Genomic DNA, 20,946 nt, shown 5'->3' with positions numbered 1-20,946 from the left:
CGATATCCGCGCTGGGATTTCCGATATATGCTCTCAAACTTCCGATATCGGGTGTGGAATTTCCGATATATTGCTTCGAACGCCGATATGCGATCGTGGAATGTTAGTGAATCGATATGAAACAGTTCCCCCTTATCATTACCGGACTCGATTCCTAAACAACGCTATACCCGCCACTCTGCTGCCAACAAGCCGTATACAACATGGTCGACATAGTGATCGTACAGCCATTCGCCAGCCCGGATCCGGCCTTCTTCAGTAAAACCGAGTCGTTCGGGAATGGCGCGGCTCTTTGTGTTGCCGACTGCCGCACGGATGTCTATACGGTTCATGCCCAGGTCGTAAAAGGCATGATCAATCAGCCTCATGACCACCTTAGTCACAATACCACGCCCCTGCCAGGATGCTCCGAGCCAGTAACCGATTTTGGCGATGTTATTACGCCAGTCAAGCGCATTAAATCCTGCCACACCGACCAGCTCTCCATTATAAAAAATACCGGCTGTTAACCCTTCACGATTGTTGTACTGATCAAATGTATTTTTTATAAAAGAATTATAGACTTCCGGACCGGTAATGTCATCGACCCACGGCAGCCATGCACGTAAATGGGTGCGAGAGCCATCCACGAGCTGGAATAGCGCTTCAGCCTCGTCGGCACGAAACATGCGCAGTGTAATATTTTCATCGATTTTTTCATTAAACATTAAGAACCCCCCAAGCTAAGCGTACTCCTGAATATCATATCATAGGCGGGCCATAAGGGAACAATTCTTCAAAAAAACAAGACAGCCGGCACAACCGGCTGTCTTATCCAAATATATTATAGGGGGAGATTCGTATTTATAGTATAGCCCGTTTTGCCATACTCTAAACGGGACTATAGAACTAACTTTGTAAAAAAAATTAGTGTAAGCGGTTGACCGATGAGCTTAGCAGATGTAAAATATAAACATAAGTTTAAAAACCAAACAAAAGTAATGAAAATGCATTTGCAAAGGAGGTGCTCTCATGACAGATAATAAATGGCATGCGATGTCGCCGAATGAACAGCAAATTTATGATCTTATTAAAAACGACCCATATATCTCCCAGCAGGTTTTGGCGGACAAGCTGAACCGCTCACGCCCGGCGGTGGCGAATCTCATTTCCGGTATGATTAAAAAAGGGTATATCAAAGGAAAGGCTTACGTTTTAAACGAACCGCGCCAGATCGTATGTATTGGCGGGGCGAATGTGGACCGTAAGTTTTACGGGAAAGGACCGCTGCAGCAGGGGACTTCGAATCCGGTCCGATCTACGCAAAATGCTGGGGGCGTCGCCAGGAATATCGCGGAAAACCTGGGACGGCTCGGGCAGGATGTCTCGCTTTTGACCGCGGCTGGGCGTGATGCGGACTGGACAGCGATCGCGCAAGACTCTGCACCGTACATGAATCTGGAGCATGTCGCTTATATGCCTGGTGTGAATACTGGGACATATACCGCTGTGCTTGATGAGACGGGGGAGATGGCGATTGCGTTTGCCGATATGGATGTGTACGATACGCTGACACCAGAGTGGCTTGAGAGTCAGAAATCGCTCATTACGCACGCCGGGTGCATCATCGCTGATTTGAACTGTCCTAAAGAGACGCTCGAAGCGTTGATACACATGGCTAAACAACAGGGAATTCCGCTGATTCTTATTGGTGTTTCGGCGCCTAAGATGGCTCGGCTCCCGGCGGATTTGACCGGAGTGACTTGGCTGATTACGAACCGGGATGAGTCAGAAGCCTTTTTCAATGAAATCATTGAGAATGATCAGGACTGGGAGCGGATCGTTGAGAAGTGGATCAGCACCGGTCTGGAGCACATTGTCGTGACTCGTGGGGAAAAAGGGGCGATGCTTGGCAGTCAAACGGACCCCGTCCAGCATGTTCCTGCCATGGACCCTGAAACGATTGCTGACGTGACCGGGTCAGGGGATGCTTTTTCAGCTGCTTTGATCTATGGCTGGCTCAAAGGTTTTCCTTTAAAGAAGATCGGCCAAGCCGGTATCATGAATGCAACGAAAACTCTACAATCACCGCATACAGTCAGACCTGATTTAACTGAAACACAATTACAAACAGACATGGAGGCATTTTAAATGAATCAATACCTTGTTTTTTCCCAAGAAGTCCAAGACGCACAGGCCGCTGGCAAACCTATTGTAGCACTGGAATCGACGATCATTTCACACGGCATGCCGTATCCGCAAAACGTTGAGACCGCACGTGAAGTGGAACAGCTGATCCGTGATGAAGGTGCTGTGCCAGCAACGATCGCGCTAATGGACGGCAAAATAAAAATCGGTCTTTCAGATGATGAACTGGAATTGCTCGGCAACAGCACTGACGCAGCCAAAGCATCCCGCCGCGACCTGCCGTATTTACTTGCCACCAAACAGACTGGCGCTACCACCGTTGCTGCAACTATGATTTGTGCTGATCTTGCTGGTATCCGTATTTTCGCCACTGGTGGAATTGGCGGTGTGCATCGCGGTGCCGAGACGTCGATGGATATTTCGGCTGATCTGGAAGAACTTGCTCAGACCAATGTTGCTGTCGTTTGCGCCGGCGCCAAGTCGATCCTTGACCTCGGCCTGACACTTGAATATCTCGAAACCAAAGGGGTGCCAGTGTTTGGCTACAAGACAGATGTGCTGCCGGCCTTTTACACACGGACAAGCCCGTTTTCTGTAAATGTCCGGGCTGATGATATCGAGACGATTGCCGGCACATTGAAAACGAAAGCCGATCTCAACCTGACTGGTGGAGCGGTAATCGCCAACCCGATTCCGGAAGAACACGCTATGCCTGAAGCTGAGATTACAGATGTCATTAACCGCGCCCTTCAGGAGGCCCATGCTAATGGCATAATTGGTAAGGATGTCACGCCATTCTTGCTTACCAAGGTAAAAGACCTCACAGATGGCAAAAGTCTGGAAGCGAACATCGCACTCGTCAAACACAATGCCACAGTCGGCGCCCAACTCGCCGTGCAATTGAATCAGTTGAAATAAGACAGCGGGGGCCAGTCCCCGGGCTAAAAGGCCCGGCGACTGGCCCCATTTTTTCATTGCTTAGGAAATTATATAGTATCCGAGTGTTGATAAACATTGCCAAGGGCGCCACGTCCAGCTCCAACGCCTACCCCTCGAGTCATAAGCAATAACGTTTCGTGGCAAAGACCGCCACTACGCGTTCTTGCTTATGATTTTCGGTGGTTAGCAAGGCGTTTCCGCTTTTGTTTAAAAGTGTTATAATTGATGATTTCAGGGTATATAGATATGATCAGATTATACATTATGATTTGGGGATGATCATGATTACAGAGCATGCATGCATCAAGAAGTCCTATTATCAAACGATCATTGATGATAACCAGCAAGGCCATCCAATTGAAAAGTTGGGTAACATGTATATAGAGGAAATGCAGCAGCAACTTCCTGAATTATCGTCTATTCGCTTCGCACAAGGTGAAATCTATTATATGTATCATGATTACGAGGCCGCTATATTTAAATGGCAGCAGCCTCTAGATGAGGCGTTTTTGCCGTGGGCACAGAAAAACATAGCAGATGCACACATGGAAATGGGGTTGCTGGAAGACGCTGAGGGATTTATAACCGCGTCGAGACCACATCTCTTATGTTAAAGTCTGAAGTGTTATTACAGCTTTTTTCTTTGTATGTCCAACAAGGCAAACCAGAAAAAGCTGTGCGCACGATTAAGGAAGCTGTTGAGTTGAATCCGGATTATTCTGATGTCACACAGGTCGCTCAGACTTATTTAGAAAGCATCAGCGATTGGGACAATGCCGTCGAATTAGCGGTAGGCGAGGCGCTGCGTACACAATCGCCCTCCTGGTTTGATGTTTTGTCAGGGTATGTTGAGAAAGGTTTAACCGCGCATTACGAACCACGTTATTTTAATGATGTGCTGGAAAGTCTCTTGCACATTGATCATGAGCGGTTTGAAGATTTTACGACTGTATTGTGGAGCAGTTACCAGCCAACTGGCTATTATTTGGAATGGCTGCGGGTTATGAATCAGCTGCTTTTGACGTATCAGGATCAAACCATTCACGATTGGCGAAAACTCCCGGCCCTGTACCAAGAAGCGTACTTGGATATGGTCAGCGGACGGTTTCTGATCAGAGAGATTTCCGATTTAATGCCCGACCATTTACAGAACTGGTTAAACATAACCTCTGAATCAGCTGCTTTGGTGTCGTCGACTGCTGCTCTGGCTTGGAATGAAACATTTTCTTCCAAACTTAATGACGCGTTGGTACGCCAAGCCGAATTTCAGTTTGAGACATCCAGTTCAAATGAAACTGGCAGAAAAGACGGGATTGCGCTATTCGATTCCATCCAGATGTGGGCTCAGAAAGAAGGTTTACAGCAAGCTTTATCTGAAGTTACAGACCCAATGCTGAGGGAAAGCTCGATTGAGGCATCAAGCCCGTTACGAATTCGGGAGCTGATTAAAACCTCGATAGCGTTTCTGCTGGAGCAAAAGACAGAACTGGAAAAAGGCATCCAGGAAGAAATCGAATGGCATGAAACGCTGCTGGCGAGGTTGAGTGACACCCATAATCAAGTAGGCGAAATGGAAACGGATCTGACAGAACATATCACAGATTCATTCCGCAGTTTCAAAGAATCGTTGACTCAAAAAATGATGCGCGAGATTCCTAAGCGGCTGCAAAGCTGTTCTGAGTACATTAAAGAAGACAGCAACTTTTCAACCCTTCATGAAGAGCTCAATGCCGAAATGAACAAACAGGTGGCGCTTTATTTGAGGCATTTCACCAAAAACCATCTAAAAGATGCGGTTCAGCGATGGATTGAGTATTGCAAAGGCGAATTTCAGGACAGTCAGGCGACATGCAATGAATTTAGCGCGCAGATCAATCAGCAATTTAATGAAGAGAAGATTGCCCTGCAGTGCGACTTTAGGGTGCTGGAGGATTGGCAGCGTGATTTGGACCGAATGTCACGGAGTTTGGTAAATACGGGAAATATAACAATTTTGCGCAACACCCCTTCACAATTGTTATTAAAAAGTGCAGGAAAGGTGTTCCACTCCATTTCCAAAAACAACGACATGCTTCACAGCAAATATAAAAACTATATTGAGCAGGCCGATTACAGTGAAACCGCAAAAGAGATCGTTGCACCTTTCACACAGCAGCTGGAGTTATTCGAGGGATCAATAGAGTGGGATATTCGAGAATTTCTATCGAATCCATTAGATGAATTGAAACGTGAGACGGAGCAGGTGCAGGTGAATAAAGAAGCACACGAGAGTGCGCTGCATAAAATGGAAGAGAATCCTGAAGTCTATCGGGACCCGCTCACATTGTTTAAGCTGAAACTGCGTCAATATGAGCTCATGAACGGTATTAGTTAGAATAAGAAAGGCGCGCAACCCCTCGGAGGGTCTGCGCGCCTTTTTATCATCTGTTAGGTCATCTGTAGATCTGTCACACATGTCCCGTCTTCTTCATTAGTAGAGAGCTCTGACTCCACTGTCTTACCGTCATGGGAGAACTGCACGCGGAAGGTCTCGTCACGCGGCAGCCAGAAGTCGAGGAAGCCGTTCTCTGGTGTTGTCATCGTTTTGTCCACAATGACATTACCGTCCATATCTTCAATGACCACGTCAATATCCTTATTCACAAGCTCGCCCTGACAGCCGGTCAAGCTGTGGTCGAAGCATGGGTGGGTTTGATTGATGAACGGTGCAACAGATACAAAGAACTCATCATCAGGCAAATCATACGCTGTTTCGTTCTCATCGCTGTCAGTTACGACTAATTTTTCCGATGTGATCGATGCCTGTACATCCGTATAATCACCGGTGCTGTAATCATTCACCAATGTTTTTATATCTTCAGGCTCATTGTTGTCTGCCGGGGCTGCGTCTTCATTACCACTGTTTCCGCAAGCGGCGAGCAGAACGGTTAAAAGCATGATAACGGTCAAACTTTTCAGCTTCACTAAACATCACCTCAGTTTGGATTTCACCTTAATAGTATAGCATGTTTATCGCTCATTCAATCACACTTGGCAAAATGTCACCAGATGTTCATGAAGTGGACCAATGCGTTTATCTCCTCCGAACACCGGACACATATCACGCGTTTTTGCATATAGTAGAGACAGTATTGGAGGAGATAATCGTGCTTATACATGTTGTTGGGAACGGTGAGTCGCTATGGCAAATCGCGGGGCGTTACCAAGTGGATATCAATGCGATGGCCCAATTAAATGAATTGCCCAACCCCAATCAATTGGTCCCAGGGCAGTCGCTGGTCGTTCCTGTCCCCGGCACCGTCCACACGGTAAAAAGCGGGGACACGCTATGGACGATCTCACAGCAATACGGGGTACCGCTGGCCACCCTTGTGCAGGTCAACCAGCTGGCCAATCCGAATCAGTTGCAGGTGGGTACCAAACTGTTCATTCCGCCGATTGTACACACCGTTCAGCCTGGAGAGACGTTAGGGCAAATCGCCAATCAGTATGGCGTCTCAGTTCAGGCGCTGGTCACTGAAAATCAGATCCAAAATGTGAATTTGATTTATCCGGGCACACAGCTCGTGATTCCGAGACCCAAGCCGGTCATCGAAGTGAATGCTTATACGTATCAGCCTGCAGAAGAAGCAGTCAATTCCATTCAAAAGGTCGGCAATCTGCTCACGTACTTAAGCCCATTCGCGTATTTGGTTGGGGAGGACGGAAACTTAACCCCTGTTGAAGATGAGCCCCTCATTTCTGCTGCCAGGGCAAAAAATGTCGTACCGATGATGGCTATTACAAATTTCACGTCATCTGCAGCGGGCTCCAATGTTGCGCATACCATCTTGGCAACGCCTGAGATCCGTGACAAAACATTAGACAATATCCTTAAAGTCATGGATGAAAAAGGCTACGAAGGGTTAAACATTGATTTTGAAAATGTCCTGCCCGAAGACCGTGAGCGATACAACGCATTTCTTCAGCTGGCCGTCGACCGGCTGCATCCAAAAGGCTACTTTGTCTCAACAGCTGTGGCACCAAAAACAAGCAGCACCCAACCCGGCTTGCTGTATGAAGCGCATGATTACGCTGCACATGGCCGCATTGCCGATTTCGTCATACTGATGACGTATGAATGGGGCTATCGTCTTGGCCCGCCACAGGCCATCTCACCGATCAATCAAATGAGGCGTGTGGTTGAATATACGTTATCCGTGATGCCTCCGGAAAAAATCATGCTCGGATTCCAGACGTACGCCAGAGATTGGCTGATTCCCCATGAACAGGGCAGGAAGCTGAAACATTCAGCCCCCAGGAGGCCCTCCGGCGTGCCGTCAAATACGGTGCCGTCATTCAATATGACACCACCGCCCAATCACCGTATTTCCGCTATACAGACGAACAGGGCCGCGGACATGAAGTCTGGTTTGAAGATGCCCGCAGCGCTCAAGCTAAGTTCAACCTCATTAAAGATTACAACCTCCGCGGTGTCAGTTACTGGGCCCTAGGCTACCCCTACCCTCAGAACTGGGCATTGCTGAGCGACAACTTCACCGTTAGAAAACGATAAGACTGAGGCAACATAACTTAACCAAACAAAAACCCGAACGATTCCACTTGAATATTGGAATGTTCGGGTTTAGTGTTTTAGCGCAGTGTTTTCCCGGAGCGGCTTCGCAAACGCTAAGTCAGTATTAGAATCGAGTGTGCTCAGAATTCTATTTCCCAGCCTTATGCGTTCAGTTCACTCAAAAACCTGAATGCCTGATCCGCTTCTTTTTTATGAACCTGCAGCTGCAGTGTGGATTGGGTCGAGCTTTGTGCCCCTCTCATGCCTGCCATTCGGATCGTGCTGGGGGTGTGATTCTTCAAGCGGCAATGGAGGCCTTTGCTTTTAAGATAACTTTCACGGCGCTGGATCTCCGCTGTTTGGTGCCCCTGTGCTTCATACACAGTTTCCCACTTGCCTTTGTCATCCAATTTAATCAGTATAAAAACGCCAATCAGAGCAACAAGTAATATAATGGTCAAACCGGACATTGGGAATCCCCCTCCGTTTTTTTGCAACATAACACTAATAGCAGACAGTTTTCAACTTTATCCCTTTGGCCGTTCATTTAATATTGCGGCTGCGGCATGGTAATATTAAACAAGAGAAGCTTCAGTTAAATAAAGCTACCATACATCAAGGTGATTCCAATGCCAAAGAAAAAACCGAAAACGTGGCTGTTTGTGCTGACAATTGGGCTGGGGACGATGTTGAACCCATTGAATTCGTCGATGATTTCCGTCGCACTGACCCGTCTGCAAAATGAATACATGCTTACATTCGCTGATGCCTCATGGCTAATCTCTATATTTTATCTGGCAAGTGCAGCGGGTCAGCCGGTTATGGGGAAGTTAAGCGATATGTTCGGTGCCAAGCGGCTGTTTATGACAGGGTTGGTTCTTGTCGCTGTTTCCTGTGCGCTGGCACCTTTATCTCCAAATTTCGGATTCCTGCTCGGCTGCCGTGCGCTTCAGGCGATTGGAAGTTCGACCTTATTTCCGAGTGGGATGAGCATGGTCCGATCGGAAATCACCGATAAACAGGCACGTGCCATCGCGGTATTGTCTGTTTTCGCATCGACATCTGCAGCGTTTGGTCCGTCCATTGGTGGGTTTTTGATCGCGTCATGGGACTGGCCAGCCATATTTCTGATCAATTTCCCATTTATCATTGCCGGCTTTCTTTTAGCGTTATTTATTCTGCCCAAAACAGGACAGGTCCGCTTCGACACCAAGAAAATTGATTTTGCCGGGATCTTGCTTTTCGTCGTGTCGATCGCAGGACTTATTTTGTTTCTCTTATCACTCGATCAAACCATCCGCTGGTGGGCTTTGATGATGTTTGCAGTGGCGGGCATTCTGTTTTATATACAAGAAAAAAAACGAACCGATCCATTTATCGATCTGGACGCTTTGAAAAAGAACCGCAATGTCACAATGATCTATCTGCAGTTTATGAGTATTAATCTTGTTTATTATTGCTATTTCTTTGGATTTCCGACCTTTTTACAGCAGGTGCGCGGGTATAGTGAGGCACATACTGGTGTCATTATGCTGTCTCTCGCTGGTTTCAGTGTGATAGTGGCGCCCCTGGCCGGACGTCTTGTGGATCACCGCGGTTCCAAGCTGCCGATGTTTATCGGGGCGGTCCTCCTTCTGGCAGGTACCGGCTTGCTGCTGACCTATCAGGAAAGCTCACCGCTTTGGTGGCTTGTTGTGATTATGGCAGTACTGGGCATGAGTAATGGGTTCACAAACATATCGACACAGACAGCGCTGTATGAACAAGTCACGCCCGAAGAGACCGGTGCGGCGTCGGGGCTCTTTCAAACCAGTCGCTACATGGGCTCCATTTTGTCTGGAAGCCTTCTCGGACTGACATTTAACACCCATCTCGACCAGGCCCACCTGCATCTTGTCGCCATGATTTGCTTTGCGTTTTGCCTGCTGATCGTGGGACTCTCCCTGAAATTACCCGGAAAAATGGCTCGCGGATAAAAAATAGAGAGCGGATCAAGGACTTAGGCACCTTGATCCGCTCGACTTTTTTCTCGTATCCCAATTTTATGAAGCACCCCGCGCAAGCGTTCTTCCACCATGATATACACGGCAACGGAAATGAATGCCGAAGCCAGTCCAAAGCACACGCCGGCCACCACGTCTGTTGGAAAATGGGCACCAAGGTAGATTCGTGTGAGCATCACGTACACAATCACCATGGACGTAGCGAGCCCTATGAGTGCTTTTTTCCAAGCTCCTGACACTGTAAGGATGATCACCAACCCTACTAACCCGTAAAATAAAGACGTTCCAACCGCATGCCCGCTCGGGAAACTGCCATTTGTCTTTTCCACCAACTGCAGAAACTCCGGTCTGTCTCTATCAAATCCTTTTTTCATGAACGATGTCAAAATCACACCGCAGAAAAGGATTGTGCCACCGAACCACAAACCTTCAGCAAACAGCCTTTTTATAAACAGCACAAGCGCAATTATGATGGTCAGCACAATGATCAGCTTTAGATCCCCAAGCACTGTTGTCGTCTTGGCCAGCCATGTTATAGGGGTGGCGATATGACTTTGGATCCGGTCAATCCAGTAGATGTCAAACGCATCCACCCAGGCAACCTTTGACGTAACCCCCCAAGCGACCACAGCAAAGCCGATTAAAAACAAAGCGCCCCACAGCAATAATCCCGCTACAGAATGTCTTTCTCTTAACATGTTGATCCTTCTTTCTATCTCTTCATACGCATATACTTTCCTATCATATCAAGTTAGAAATTAAATGCAATCTATCTTATGGGAATCTGTCATGCACGACAGTGTTTCAGGAGAAAGGTATAAAAGTCTGTTACAGAAATTTCATTATCCTGTAATGTGGTGTCTTTATAGGTCAGTGAATAAGCAGATGTGATATGAAAAAAATCTGATAAAAGCCGGTTTGTTCGTGTATAGACTTGTGTGTATTTCCATTTAAAGGAAGCACTTATATTACAAATAAATCCCTAACACACCAAGTGCTTGTCTTACTTCGTTTATATAGGTTTGAATGTTGTGTTAAAAGGCTAAGAAAGAGTAACTCCTTGAAAGTTGCGGCTTTCGAGGAAGGTGAGCTGAGAAAGATGCTCTATAACCATACGGTGGGCCTTTTAACCAGAAAGGAGGAAATATATGTGACAAGCGAGACAACCCAAAGTAAAACCACGATCAACCCAGTTATTATCGGGGGCGTTATTGGAACAAGTGTCGGTATTTTGGCGAGTGCCAATACAGGCAAGAAGGTTGTTGGAGGCATTGGCAAATCAGCTTTTGTTCAGAAAGCAGGAGAAGAACTGTGTGATTTGGCAAGGGAAATGATTTACGACCAGACCAAGTTCATGCTTAAACAAAGCCTTTCAAATTCGTTGGCCAACTATCAGCAAAAAATATTTCCCGCACTGGAGACCCGAGACGATGAAACAAACGATGAAGCAAAAACACATAAACAAGCTCAAACAAAGTCGAATGACCCATATAAAGAATTGAAGCAAGAAAACCAAGAACTCAAAGAAAATCTGAGCCGGATAGAAGATAAACTGAATCAATTGCTGGGAGCCATGGAGTCGTAACAACAACACACAAAATGGTGAAAAGGAGGGAAACAATGGGCGCGGGGCCTGTAAAGAAAACCGTTGGGAAGCTGGCAAAGAAAGCTGTTGAGAAAGCGCCGGACGAACTGAAAGAAAAAGCCAAGGAAGAAGCTCAGAAGCAATCCGCTGAGAAAGTTGAAGAGAAGATCCAGGCTAAAGCTGGACAAGCCTCTGAGAAACTGGAAGAAAAAAAGGAAGACAATGCTGATAAAGCACATGATGCAGCCGAAAAGGCCAAAGAAAAGACCCAAGATGCTTTACTGACATTGAAAGACAAACTCAGCAATTTAAAAGAAGCCGGAGAAGAATTTCAGGAAAAGGTTTCTTCTTCTGATAAAAGTAAAGATAAGGTGAAAGGCGTCCACGATATTAAAGGTGTTTCAAATATCAAAAGCGCCACAAATATTAAAGGCCCTGCTGATGTGAAAAAGTCGTCAGATATCAAATCTTCCAATGATATCAAGAAGGTCGGCTCATAGAGTGACATTCGAAAGGAGAATTTAAAGTGGCTGTACAAAAATCAACAGACAGTTCAAGTTTGGCAGAAGTCATCGACCGTATTCTTGATAAGGGTATCGTCATTGATGCCTATGCAAGGGTATCTGTAGTTGGTATTGAAATTTTAACAGTAGAAGCAAGAGTGGTTATAGCCAGTGTGGATACATGGTTGCGCTATGCTGAAGCTGTTGGGCTTTTGAGAGATGACGTGGAAGAAGAAGGACTTCCGATGCAACAGAATGAACGAAACGCACAGTTCAGTATCTAAATAGTCAATGAAGGGGAGACGGCCTCCCCTTCTCTAACTATACAGCAGATGGAGGAGAACTATGGCAATTAAAGAAGTGATGGACAATGTGAATGCGTTTTTTTCCGAACATGTCGCCCCTCCGCACAAGATTACCGCTGTTGAGGAAGCTGAAGACGGCGGCTGGCAGCTGACAGTGGAAGTGATCGAGGAAAAGGAATACATGAAGAGGTATGCAAAAGACGAAATGCTGGGTATTTATGATGTGAAAATGAACAAAGACAAAGAAGTCACTTCATTTAAGCGGCAGGAGATCCGTTACCGCAGTAAAATCGACAATTGATGATGTGACTGGAGGATAATGCCGATGAGTTTTTTACAAGATACTGCACACACACAACCAAACCAGCTCATTCAAGATGAAGAAACGAAGCAACTGCTGTCCCGCTCTCTTAGCTATCTGAAGACGGGGTACCCTGTGCATTTCACTGGGCCTGCCGGGACAGGCAAAACCACACTTGCTTTGGCTCTTGCCCGCAAGAAGAGAAGGCCTGTGATGCTCATTCACGGCAATCACGAGCTGAACAACCGCGACCTGATCGGGGATTTTACAGGGTACACAAGCAAGAAAGTGGTCGATCAATATGTCAGAACCGTTTATAAAAAAGATGAAACTGTCACAGAATCATGGCAAAATGGGCGTCTGCTTGAAGCGGCTATGAATGGCTACACGCTTGTGTATGATGAATTCACCCGTTCAAGACCAACGACCAATAATATCTTCTTGTCTATATTGGAAGAGAATATTATTCCGCTCTACGGAACCAAATCAACCAAGCCATTTGAACGTGTGCACCCATCATTTTCGATCATATTCACAAGCAACCCAGCTGAGTATGCCGGGGTGTATCAGGCCCAGGATGCGCTATGGGACAGGCTGATTACCATTCCCATTCCGGATTTGAAAGCTGAACAAGAAGCTAAGCTGATCGCTGAAAAATGTGAAGTGGACCCGGAAGAAGCCAATGAAATTACTCGCATCGTCAGAAAGCTGAGAACGTCGTGTGAAAAGTCGCAACAACCCGGGCCGAGCTTAAGGGCTTCGCTGATGATCGGCCAGCTTGCTCAGGAAGAGGATATTCTCATTGATGGTAAGGATGAAGACTTTCAACAGTTATGTCTTGATATTTTAAACTATACATTGAGCTTATGTATGGACAGTGATGCGCCGTTACAAGAAGCAGAAGAATTGATTGTGAAAACATGTAAAAACCCAGAAGCAAGTTAGGGGAGGGAAAATAATAATGGAAACAACAGAGGCAGGGATTTATATATTTTGCGGCGTCCAGCTGGAAGAAGAAAAAGATTTCGGATCGATTACTGTAGAAGAAACAGATCGAAACATCTTCACCATCCATTTCAAAGATGCCGCAATGGTTGCTGCAGAAGTTCCGATGAAAATTTACAAACCGTCTAAAGAAAATCTGATGATGCACCAAAATGTGATTACTAAAGTGATGAACACGTGTGACACCGTTATTCCAATCAGCTTTGGGAATGTGTTTAAAACCAAAGAAGACGTCGCTGTCTTGCTGGAGAATCTGTATCCGCAGTCTTCGGAGCTGTTTCCGAAGATTAAAGGCAAGATAGAAGTTGGCTTGAAAGTGATCGGCAAAAAAGATTGGCTCGAGGAACAGGTGCAGCAAAAGCCGGAAATAGGTGCCATCGCAAGCACTGTTCACAGCAAGTCAGAAGCAGCCGGGTATTATGATCGAATTAAGCTTGGTGAAGCGGCCCAGAAGATGATTACAAGTCTGCAGCAAAATATCCAAACAGACATTTACCAGCCTCTGGAAGCCTATGCAGAGGCAGCGGTATTGAACGATCCGATTGGAGAACGGATGCTTTTAAATGCTTCATTCTTAATTGACAAGGAACGTGAAGCTGAATTCGATGAACAGGTGAACATCGCCCATGATCAATGGCAAGATAAAGTGGATTTTCAATATACGGGCCCTTGGCCGGCGTATAACTTTATCAACATCCGTCTTACCGTCGAGGAAACGTAATGTTATTCAAATTGTTTACAGCGCCGATGCATCTCGTTAAGAAGGTCGGAGAAAAAGTTCAGGAAGAGGCAGATCAGGAACTTTATGACTTAAATACGATCCAACGTAAATTGGTTGAGCTGCAAACGATGTACGAACTCGGTGAAGTGTCTGAACAAGCATATGAACAGCAAGAAGCAGAGCTCATGGACCGCTATGAAATTGCAAAACAAAAGGAACTGGAGCAATGGGAAGAATTGACGAAACAAAAGGATGAAGATGACACATGAATAAAATTTATTTATACGCACTCATACCAACATATGAACTCGAATTAACCCCCCTCCCTGAAGTGAAAGGTTTTGATGGCCAACATGAGCTATATACCCTGTCAATGGATGAGGTAACGGCAATCGTCAGTGATTTGGAAGGGGAGGAATACACTGAGGAGGCCATTAAAGAAAAAGTGAGTAACGACATGCCTTGGCTGCAGGATAAAGCCTATCACCATCATCAGGTACTCACACAACTCAACGAAACGTATACGATTATCCCGCTTAAGTTCTGTACGATCTACAATCATGCAGACAGTTTAAAAGCATCAATAGAACCTCAGCAAGATCATATCCGGGCCTCATTCGAATTGGTTAAGGACCATGAAGAATGGACCGTTAAAATATATTGTGATGAAGAACAGCTGAAAGAGCGCGTGAGCCAAAACAGTCCTGTTATTGAAGAAAAGAAACAAGAAATCGCAACCCTTTCTCCTGGACGGCAATTTTTTGAGAAGAAGAAGATTGACAAGCTGCTCGAGACGGAGGTGGAGAAGGAACAGGAGCAGCGATGCCAGCTTGCTCATGAGAAATTCAGCGGCTCAGCCCGGGATTCCGCTATCAAAAAGAATCTGGGTAAAGATGTGACCGGACTGGAGCAGACGATGTGCTGGAACAGTGTTTACCTCGTTCCGGAACATCAAGTAAGTACCTTTCTGGAAACGATCCAAGACGAAGAACAGGATATGGAGAAAGCAGGTTATCAAATTCAAGCCACCGGGCCATGGCCTGCTTATCACTTTTCGAGTTTTTCTTAAAGCAAGGGAGCTGATTGGATGCCGACATTAAGAGAAACCGTTGAAAATAAAGAAGTGGGATTGATCGATATTCTCGACGTCATCCTCGATAAAGGGGTGGCGATTAAAGGTGACTTGATCATATCGATCGCAGACATTGACTTGGTTTATCTGGATTTAAGGGTGCTGATTTCGTCAGTTGAAACACTTGTCCAGACATATGGACAAGAACGAAAAGATGTCAGATCCGATATTTTCGATGAACAAAGGAGGGAGCTTGTCCATGCAACCGGCCAACCAGACAAGTGGACGGATTAATCTCGATCCTGACAATGCAGAAGATGGACTTGCCCAGCTGGTTATGACTGTCATTGAACTGCTGCGGCAAATTGTAGAACGCCACGCCATTCGGCGCGTGGAAGGAGGCAACCTGACTGATCAGCAAATTGAAGATCTGGGTGTCGCCTTAATGAATCTGGAAGAGAAGATGGAAGAATTGAAAGATGTTTTCGGACTGACAGCAGAGGATCTGAATATCGATCTCGGTCCATTGGGAAATCTGTTGTAATGCTGAGAAATGGAGGTAGAAATCATGGCTGTTGAACATCCAATGCAATCGAACACGATCGTTGATGTCCTGGAGAAGGTGCTGGATAAAGGCGTTGTCATCGCTGGTGATATCCGTGTCGGGATTGCTGATGTGGAACTGATTACGATTAAAATCCGCTTAATTGTCGCCTCAGTCGATAAAGCGAAAGAAATCGGTATGGATTGGTGGGAGAATGATCCTTATTTAAGCTCCCAAGCCAATCAAAACGCGTACAATTCTCTTGAAAATGAAAACAAAGAGCTCCGTGAACGTCTTCAAGCACTAGAAGAAAAGCAAGAAGTTACCAATAATCGTTTAAATCTATCAGAGGACAACTAACAGGAGGTTTTAGCCATGTCTGATGAATCGAAAGAACGGACAAACAGCAGTGCTTTTAAACGTGCAGTCGTTGGTGGTGCTGTCGGTGTCGCGGCGGGATACCTGTCTTCATCGGAAAACCGCAAAAAGATCGCCGAAGCAGCAACGAAGGAAGCTGTGAAAGAAAAAGGCAGTCAGCTGAGTGACAAAGCAAAAGAAACCATGTCTTCATTCAAAGAGAGCAGTAAAGACAAGTCGAGTCAGGCATTTCAAAAAGTCAAAACGTCAGCATCAAATTTATTTAGCAGTGAAAATGGAAATGCAGAGAATGAAGACGAAGAATTGGTGGTGGAAGACACCGAATACGATGATTTAAAAGAAGAGCATGACGAGCTGAGAACACGACTGGATAACCTGGAAGGAAAAATGGATCAATTGCTGGATGCTGCTTTGAATAACCAAGAGGACGCCCAGGAAGATGAGGCGTCAGAAACCGAGAAAGAAGACGATTCAAAACAGGATAATAGCCAGAAAAATGGTTCAAAGAAAGCAAAGACTTCAGCAAAAAACAGCAGCAAACAGTCTGGAAAACAAGCATCTGGCAGCAAGAAACAAACCAGTTCATCAAAGAAGCAGAATAATAGCAGCGATGAGGCGGACACTGCTGTCACAAGTGACGATGACACCTCGTCAGACTGATTAATTACGATAGGAGATGTTACCATGAGCGACGCTTCAAAAGACAACATTCTGGAATTCTTTGTTTATGCGGCAAACAAACACGGATTTGAACTCGATATCACCCTAGTGGTCAACGGTGCGATTGTTACTGGGACGATCATCCCTGCTTATGACTACCTGGATCAGCTGAGTGAATCATTTGAAGGCGGCAACGACGTTTCCCAGAAACTGAGTGAACAGCTGGCCGAGGCTGGTAAACAAACGGAATCCGGCGGCAATGAAGACGTGAATTTCATCCATTTGAAAAACACCCGTATTTATTGTGGAGACAGCAAACCAACCCCATCAAAAGGTAAAATCCTATGGAGAGGCAAGTTAGCCGAAGTTGACAGCTTTTTCCTAGGTAAGATATCCGAACCTAAAAGCAGCAGCGGAGGCAGCAGTAAAAAGTCATAAGCGAAAAGCAGGTCCAGGCGCCCAGATCATATGACCAGGGCGCCTGGACTTCTTTTAGAAATAAAGTGGCAAACGCCATGCGCGGTATGTCAGTTCTCCTGCATTCTTTTCAAAGCCTGACAGTTTCAGTTCAAACTGAGTTTCAGGTGAGTTGCCGCTACTTACTTCCACAACGAGACTTTCACGCTGGTCGGACGCTCCTTCAGATTGGACGTGCCCAGTGGTGATCAATCGGTTGCCAGTGTGTTGCAGTTGCTGGACGTTGCCAACGATATCCGAGTAAAACGCTCGGCCCCGCTGTTCGCCGTATGACCAGACTTCTTCAACAGAGCGTTCTTTCTCATTAATCCGGTACTGAACCATGCGGCTGTATGTTTCGCTCACAGCGCGATTGCCGCGTGTAATGACAAGGTTGTTATCAAAGAGAATGATGTCTGTCACGCCATCTTCCGTGTGCTGCAAGGTTTTCACAGCATGCTGCCCGCCTGGAAATTTCACATGAGGATTCTTCGGCCGCAGCAAATACGGTTTATACGCATCCGGCCACTTCTCATCAGCCGCCAGCAGCCATTCCAGCTCACCCCCGGATAGGACAGCTTGATGACAGCATCCTGCCTGCGTCCTGACACGTAAACACTCTCGTCTTTAGCGTCATACCACAATGCGTTTATGTGTATCCAGTCATTTTGATTGGGCATAATCCCATCATAATTTTCATAGGCAGAGCGCGGAAACACATCCTTCAGATTAATCGCGTTCAACGTTGCACCTGTCTGGCGGTCGATTTCAATCATGTGGTCTTCCTCGTAAACAGAATCCGGATCCTGCACCGTTACGAGTAAATTCCCACTAGGCAGTTCAATCACGTCATGGGGGATGAAGTCTTCCGGCTGGTTCGGAACTGGAAGCACATCATAGGCATGTTCAATCCTCCCCAGCAGATCCATTTCTAGGAGCAGCGCGTAACTGCTTTCCGGCGCATCTTTTGTCACCATGACGATGTTGCCATTTTCCAAGCGATTAAAAATAAACCTGCATGGCATATCCAAATACCAGCGTAATGCGGCATTTTCATCAACTGCGAATAGCTTGTTCTCTTTGGGCACGACAAACGTCATCCCATTCTCCATATGATTAGGCTCCGAGGTAACCAATTCTATGTTTGGAAGATCATTTGGGAGTGGCCCAGGATCCATAGTCAGCATGGATGACTCTGTGTTTCCATCACTTTCATAGGCAATCACATGGACCTCATTCAATGTATCAGGCTGCAGACCAAGTACTGGAATGGTGTGTTCAGTATGGAAGCTGTCCCATTTCTTTCGGATAGGCTTTGAAGCCGCTGCGTTTTGGACAACGACTTCAATAGCTGCAGGGTGTTCTGTTTGGAACTTGATCAAGGCTGTGAGCGGCGATCTCCCATAAGGATCGACCTTCACGAATGGTTTCTTTAAGGTATAGGATGCTTTTTGGTATCCCTTTTCAAGCTTTTCATCGATTTCTTTCTGTTTATTTACATATCGTTCTGCGTATATTATTTGCTGCTTCATATCTAGCTCACCTCTGTATGGCTAATTGTGCTTGTCTTTTCCTTTAAATAGAAGTGGCCAAACAAGATTGTAGGCGGCTCGATTCCAAATGCTTTGTTTAACAGCTATTTCATGTGGAAGAAGAATAGTAGACACGTATTTAGAGGAGGGTCAATGAATGGTAATAGATTGGAGTGTCACACAAGTCTACAACACGATCATGGCGGTGGCGACAGGGGTTGCGCTGCTATTGATCATTCGTTTTGGCAAACACCTCAGAAGGGAAAAAATAGGACAGCTTGAAGGATGGGCGATCGGGTTTGCTGTTCCGGGCTTCATCCTGACCATAACAGGCGCCCATATGTCCCTCACATGGCCGCTTGCTCAGATCGGCTTCCCGTTTGATGACATTATTTTTGGTGAACCATCACTTGCCTTTGGTGTCCTGCTGCTCGCAGCGGCTGTGCTGCTATGGCGGAAATCCAACCAGTTCATCAGCCAGGGCGTCAATGTGAAAAATTCCATGGATGTGTCCAAGCTGTTGAAGGAGGAGCTGCCAGCTCTGCTAAAACCGATGTCATATTTCGCAGCGGCTATGGGACTGGGATTGATCTTCATCGCAATTGCCGGTGTCACATATCAGTTATTCGCCGCTCCACCTGAAGAGCCTATTTCCGGCGCCTTCGCTGATTACCCCTGGGTCGAAGCGATTTTCATATCAGGGCTGTATGCCATCACAGGCCTTGGCGCGCTTCTGTTTCCGCTCATTTTGAAAATTAAGCCCAAACCATCGCTGATCGCCATTGTGAAATGGTGCTGGCTCATCGCAGGGGTTCTGTTTGTTGTGTTCGGTGCCATGAACTACTTTACCCATATTGGTCTCGTGGTGAATACGATGGAGTAAGTGTGCCTGTTATTTGCTGAAGGGCGGGGATGGGATTGCAGCTTCAGTTGTGGATATGCGCGTTTGTTTCGAGATATGCACGTTCAAACGCGTATATGCACATTCGTTTCCGGATATGCACATTCAATCGCGTATATGCACGTTCGTTTCGGGATATGCACATTCAAACGTGTATATGCACGTTCGTTTCGGGATATGCACATTCAAACGTGTATATGCACGTTCATTTCCGTATATGCACATTCGATCCACGCTCATCCAAGCGCTCCAGGCTCTAACTCATTTTACAGTTCTCTGCCGGTATAAAATCAAAGTAACCGCGTTCAACAAAATCGTTACGCTTAAAAGAACGGCTGAAGCGAATGCCACCGCGCCGATGGTATCCATAAGGGCAGACAGGTCTTCAATTTTAACCAAGTGATTGGTATAGAAAATTTGAAAAGACAAAGAGATCGCACAAGCACTGAAACTTATAAATAACAGGACTAACCATCGTTTGTTTTCGGGCTTTTTAGCCTGCATAAGGTTAACGACAGGAAGGGTCCAGGCAATGAGTCCAAGCACAAGACTGCCAACATTAAGCCAAGCGACATCCATGATCCATCACGCATCCTTTGGTTTAGGAGTTATTTTCTGAACTTCTCCGGATTTTCAATTCTGATAGAAACGACTTCACCACAATTTAAACAAAACGTGTAAATTTTATTTGAACCGGTGAACGAGGATTTTTTAAGTTAACTGGCATGAAATCGGTAGCTTCTTCAAATTCATTCCCGTTACATGATGGACAATTTTTTTCGGTTTTCATATGATCCATCCTTTATTGCCATTTTGTTTTTTGTGTTGTTATGTTTCTGCGAATAATCTGCTTAAGTAATTGTTTTTGCTCGTCTGTTTCCAAAAACCTTTTTGGCAAAATAATTGCTTTGTACTTTGAAACATACAATAAATACATTTCTTGAAGTTCATGGATTGAGCGCACGTCACTCCAGTCATAATACTTGTTTGAGTTGGTTCTATTCAGATGAATGCCGTCGTCACCAAATGTGTAAAATACGTCATTTCTGATGTCCTGGTCACTTTTGTACTCTGAGGATGAACGGTAACGGATGATCAACTTAAACCACAGATACACTAAGACTGCACCGACTAAAGACAAGATGAATGCAAGGACTGCTTCTATTAATAATAGGTCCATCCCCAGTATATCTGAAAAGATGATTCGCATCATAATGAATAAGATCGGAGCAAAAAGTACAAAAGTTGTAATAGAGCCTATTAAACCTACTAATCTCAAATGATAGTGTTGAAACTGCTTGAATTCTTCATAACTTAAGGCACCATGGGCTGAAACACTTGCGTTATTACTCAAAGAAT

Annotated in this window: 27 protein-coding genes and 1 pseudogene; 20 read left to right on the top strand and 8 right to left on the bottom strand. The window is 45.7% G+C overall.

The annotated features are described in order from the left end of the window. Positions 1-164: 164 nt before the first annotated feature. Entirely contained in the window at positions 165-707 is a 543-nt protein-coding gene (locus tag JNUCC1_RS07860; protein WP_156644862.1) for a GNAT family N-acetyltransferase, read from the bottom strand. A 304-nt stretch (positions 708-1,011) separates the two neighbouring features. Here JNUCC1_RS07860 and JNUCC1_RS07855 point away from each other — a divergent pair, with 304 nt between their 5' ends. From JNUCC1_RS07855 to JNUCC1_RS07845, 4 genes are all read left to right on the top strand, one after another. After that, the gene (locus tag JNUCC1_RS07855; protein WP_156644861.1) at positions 1,012-2,130 is read left to right on the top strand and encodes a carbohydrate kinase; all 1,119 of its coding nucleotides are present in this window, start codon (positions 1,012-1,014) and stop codon (positions 2,128-2,130) included. Continuing rightward, complete coding sequence (locus tag JNUCC1_RS07850; protein WP_156644860.1) at positions 2,131-3,045, top strand: pseudouridine-5'-phosphate glycosidase; 915 nt, start codon at positions 2,131-2,133, stop codon at positions 3,043-3,045. Positions 3,046-3,269: 224 nt separating this feature from the next. Continuing rightward, positions 3,270-3,680, top strand: coding sequence for a hypothetical protein (locus JNUCC1_RS18665; protein WP_231784096.1), 411 nt, complete (start codon positions 3,270-3,272; stop codon positions 3,678-3,680). Next, positions 3,674-5,440, top strand: a complete 1,767-nt coding sequence (locus JNUCC1_RS07845) for a tetratricopeptide repeat protein (protein WP_231784095.1) — start codon at positions 3,674-3,676, stop codon at positions 5,438-5,440. The genes JNUCC1_RS18665 and JNUCC1_RS07845 overlap by 7 nt, the downstream gene beginning before the upstream one ends. Positions 5,441-5,493: 53 nt before the next feature. On the opposite strand, the gene JNUCC1_RS07840 is transcribed toward JNUCC1_RS07845, so the two are convergent. Beyond that, on the bottom strand, positions 5,494-6,030 hold the full coding sequence (locus JNUCC1_RS07840; RefSeq protein WP_442915428.1) for a CueP family metal-binding protein: 537 nt from the start codon (positions 6,028-6,030) through the stop codon (positions 5,494-5,496). Positions 6,031-6,212: 182 nt separating this feature from the next. Here JNUCC1_RS07840 and JNUCC1_RS07835 point away from each other — a divergent pair. Then, a pseudogene (locus JNUCC1_RS07835) lies at positions 6,213-7,621 on the top strand (LysM peptidoglycan-binding domain-containing protein). Positions 7,622-7,782: 161 nt separating this feature from the next. On the opposite strand, the gene JNUCC1_RS07830 reads toward JNUCC1_RS07835, so the two are convergent. Continuing rightward, positions 7,783-8,091, bottom strand: a complete 309-nt coding sequence (locus JNUCC1_RS07830) for a hypothetical protein (protein ID WP_156644859.1) — start codon at positions 8,089-8,091, stop codon at positions 7,783-7,785. 159 nt (positions 8,092-8,250) lie between these two features. Between JNUCC1_RS07830 and JNUCC1_RS07825 the strand changes: the two genes are divergently transcribed. After that, positions 8,251-9,597, top strand: coding sequence for an MFS transporter (locus JNUCC1_RS07825; protein ID WP_156644858.1), 1,347 nt, complete (start codon positions 8,251-8,253; stop codon positions 9,595-9,597). A 23-nt stretch (positions 9,598-9,620) separates the two neighbouring features. Here the strand turns inward: JNUCC1_RS07825 and JNUCC1_RS07820 are convergent, their stop codons facing one another. Next, on the bottom strand, positions 9,621-10,322 hold the full coding sequence (locus JNUCC1_RS07820) for a phosphatase PAP2 family protein (protein WP_156644857.1): 702 nt from the start codon (positions 10,320-10,322) through the stop codon (positions 9,621-9,623). Between the two features lie 452 nt (positions 10,323-10,774). Between JNUCC1_RS07820 and gvpT (JNUCC1_RS07815) the strand changes: the two genes are divergently transcribed. From gvpT (JNUCC1_RS07815) to gvpU, 13 genes are all read left to right on the top strand, one after another. Then, positions 10,775-11,209, top strand: a complete 435-nt coding sequence (gvpT, locus tag JNUCC1_RS07815; RefSeq protein ID WP_156644856.1) for a GvpT/GvpP family gas vesicle accessory protein — start codon at positions 10,775-10,777, stop codon at positions 11,207-11,209. Positions 11,210-11,244: 35 nt separating this feature from the next. Next, positions 11,245-11,709 (top strand): gas vesicle protein GvpQ, encoded by a 465-nt coding sequence (gvpQ, locus tag JNUCC1_RS07810; RefSeq protein ID WP_156644855.1) that lies wholly within the window; start codon positions 11,245-11,247, stop codon positions 11,707-11,709. Positions 11,710-11,735: 26 nt separating this feature from the next. Next, entirely contained in the window at positions 11,736-11,996 is a 261-nt protein-coding gene (gene gvpJ, locus JNUCC1_RS07805) for a gas vesicle protein GvpJ (RefSeq protein WP_331713661.1), read from the top strand. Between the two features lie 61 nt (positions 11,997-12,057). After that, positions 12,058-12,318 (top strand): gas vesicle protein GvpO, encoded by a 261-nt coding sequence (gvpO, locus tag JNUCC1_RS07800; protein ID WP_156644854.1) that lies wholly within the window; start codon positions 12,058-12,060, stop codon positions 12,316-12,318. A gap of 24 nt (positions 12,319-12,342) precedes the next feature. Further along, positions 12,343-13,263, top strand: coding sequence for a gas vesicle protein GvpN (gvpN, locus tag JNUCC1_RS07795; protein ID WP_156644853.1), 921 nt, complete (start codon positions 12,343-12,345; stop codon positions 13,261-13,263). A 13-nt stretch (positions 13,264-13,276) separates the two neighbouring features. Then, the gene (locus tag JNUCC1_RS07790; RefSeq protein WP_331713730.1) at positions 13,277-14,044 is read left to right on the top strand and encodes a GvpL/GvpF family gas vesicle protein; all 768 of its coding nucleotides are present in this window, start codon (positions 13,277-13,279) and stop codon (positions 14,042-14,044) included. Next, positions 14,044-14,313, top strand: coding sequence for a gas vesicle protein GvpG (locus tag JNUCC1_RS07785; protein ID WP_156644851.1), 270 nt, complete (start codon positions 14,044-14,046; stop codon positions 14,311-14,313). The genes JNUCC1_RS07790 and JNUCC1_RS07785 overlap by 1 nt, the downstream gene beginning before the upstream one ends. Further along, positions 14,310-15,113 (top strand): GvpL/GvpF family gas vesicle protein, encoded by an 804-nt coding sequence (locus JNUCC1_RS07780; protein ID WP_156644850.1) that lies wholly within the window; start codon positions 14,310-14,312, stop codon positions 15,111-15,113. Before JNUCC1_RS07785 ends, JNUCC1_RS07780 begins: the two co-directional genes overlap by 4 nt. A gap of 18 nt (positions 15,114-15,131) precedes the next feature. Then, positions 15,132-15,410: a gas vesicle protein gene (locus tag JNUCC1_RS07775; RefSeq protein WP_156644849.1), complete on the top strand. Its 279-nt coding sequence runs from the start codon at positions 15,132-15,134 to the stop codon at positions 15,408-15,410. Further along, a complete protein-coding gene (locus tag JNUCC1_RS07770; protein ID WP_156644848.1) occupies positions 15,376-15,660 on the top strand; it encodes a gas vesicle protein K in 285 nt (94 codons plus the stop codon). Before JNUCC1_RS07775 ends, JNUCC1_RS07770 begins: the two co-directional genes overlap by 35 nt. A gap of 24 nt (positions 15,661-15,684) precedes the next feature. Continuing rightward, positions 15,685-16,020, top strand: a complete 336-nt coding sequence (gene gvpJ, locus JNUCC1_RS07765) for a gas vesicle protein (protein ID WP_156644847.1) — start codon at positions 15,685-15,687, stop codon at positions 16,018-16,020. Between the two features lie 15 nt (positions 16,021-16,035). Next, positions 16,036-16,698, top strand: a complete 663-nt coding sequence (gvpT, locus tag JNUCC1_RS07760; RefSeq protein ID WP_156644846.1) for a GvpT/GvpP family gas vesicle accessory protein — start codon at positions 16,036-16,038, stop codon at positions 16,696-16,698. 24 nt (positions 16,699-16,722) lie between these two features. Continuing rightward, complete coding sequence (gene gvpU, locus JNUCC1_RS07755) at positions 16,723-17,136, top strand: gas vesicle accessory protein GvpU (RefSeq protein ID WP_156644845.1); 414 nt, start codon at positions 16,723-16,725, stop codon at positions 17,134-17,136. 54 nt (positions 17,137-17,190) lie between these two features. Here the strand turns inward: gvpU and JNUCC1_RS19020 are convergent, their stop codons facing one another. Next, on the bottom strand, positions 17,191-17,700 hold the full coding sequence (locus tag JNUCC1_RS19020) for an aryl-sulfate sulfotransferase (RefSeq protein ID WP_269448162.1): 510 nt from the start codon (positions 17,698-17,700) through the stop codon (positions 17,191-17,193). After that, on the bottom strand, positions 17,631-18,686 hold the full coding sequence (locus JNUCC1_RS07745; RefSeq protein ID WP_156644843.1) for an aryl-sulfate sulfotransferase: 1,056 nt from the start codon (positions 18,684-18,686) through the stop codon (positions 17,631-17,633). Before JNUCC1_RS07745 ends, JNUCC1_RS19020 begins: the two co-directional genes overlap by 70 nt. Positions 18,687-18,843: 157 nt before the next feature. Between JNUCC1_RS07745 and JNUCC1_RS07740 the strand changes: the two genes are divergently transcribed. Then, on the top strand, positions 18,844-19,569 hold the full coding sequence (locus JNUCC1_RS07740; protein WP_156644842.1) for a DUF981 family protein: 726 nt from the start codon (positions 18,844-18,846) through the stop codon (positions 19,567-19,569). A gap of 279 nt (positions 19,570-19,848) precedes the next feature. Here JNUCC1_RS07740 and JNUCC1_RS07735 read toward each other — a convergent pair whose 3' ends face one another. Both JNUCC1_RS07735 and JNUCC1_RS07730 read right to left on the bottom strand, forming a co-directional pair. Then, entirely contained in the window at positions 19,849-20,166 is a 318-nt protein-coding gene (locus JNUCC1_RS07735) for a hypothetical protein (RefSeq protein ID WP_156644841.1), read from the bottom strand. A 223-nt stretch (positions 20,167-20,389) separates the two neighbouring features. Further along, the gene (locus tag JNUCC1_RS07730; RefSeq protein WP_156644840.1) at positions 20,390-20,941 is read right to left on the bottom strand and encodes a YcxB family protein; all 552 of its coding nucleotides are present in this window, start codon (positions 20,939-20,941) and stop codon (positions 20,390-20,392) included. Positions 20,942-20,946 lie beyond the last annotated feature (5 nt).

This window comes from Lentibacillus sp. JNUCC-1 (assembly GCF_009741735.1).
In the GTDB taxonomy this organism is placed as follows: domain Bacteria; phylum Bacillota; class Bacilli; order Bacillales; family Amphibacillaceae; genus Lentibacillus_B.
The sequence above is the reverse complement of the archived record's forward strand: the minus strand, read 5'-3'. Positions and strand labels throughout refer to the sequence as shown.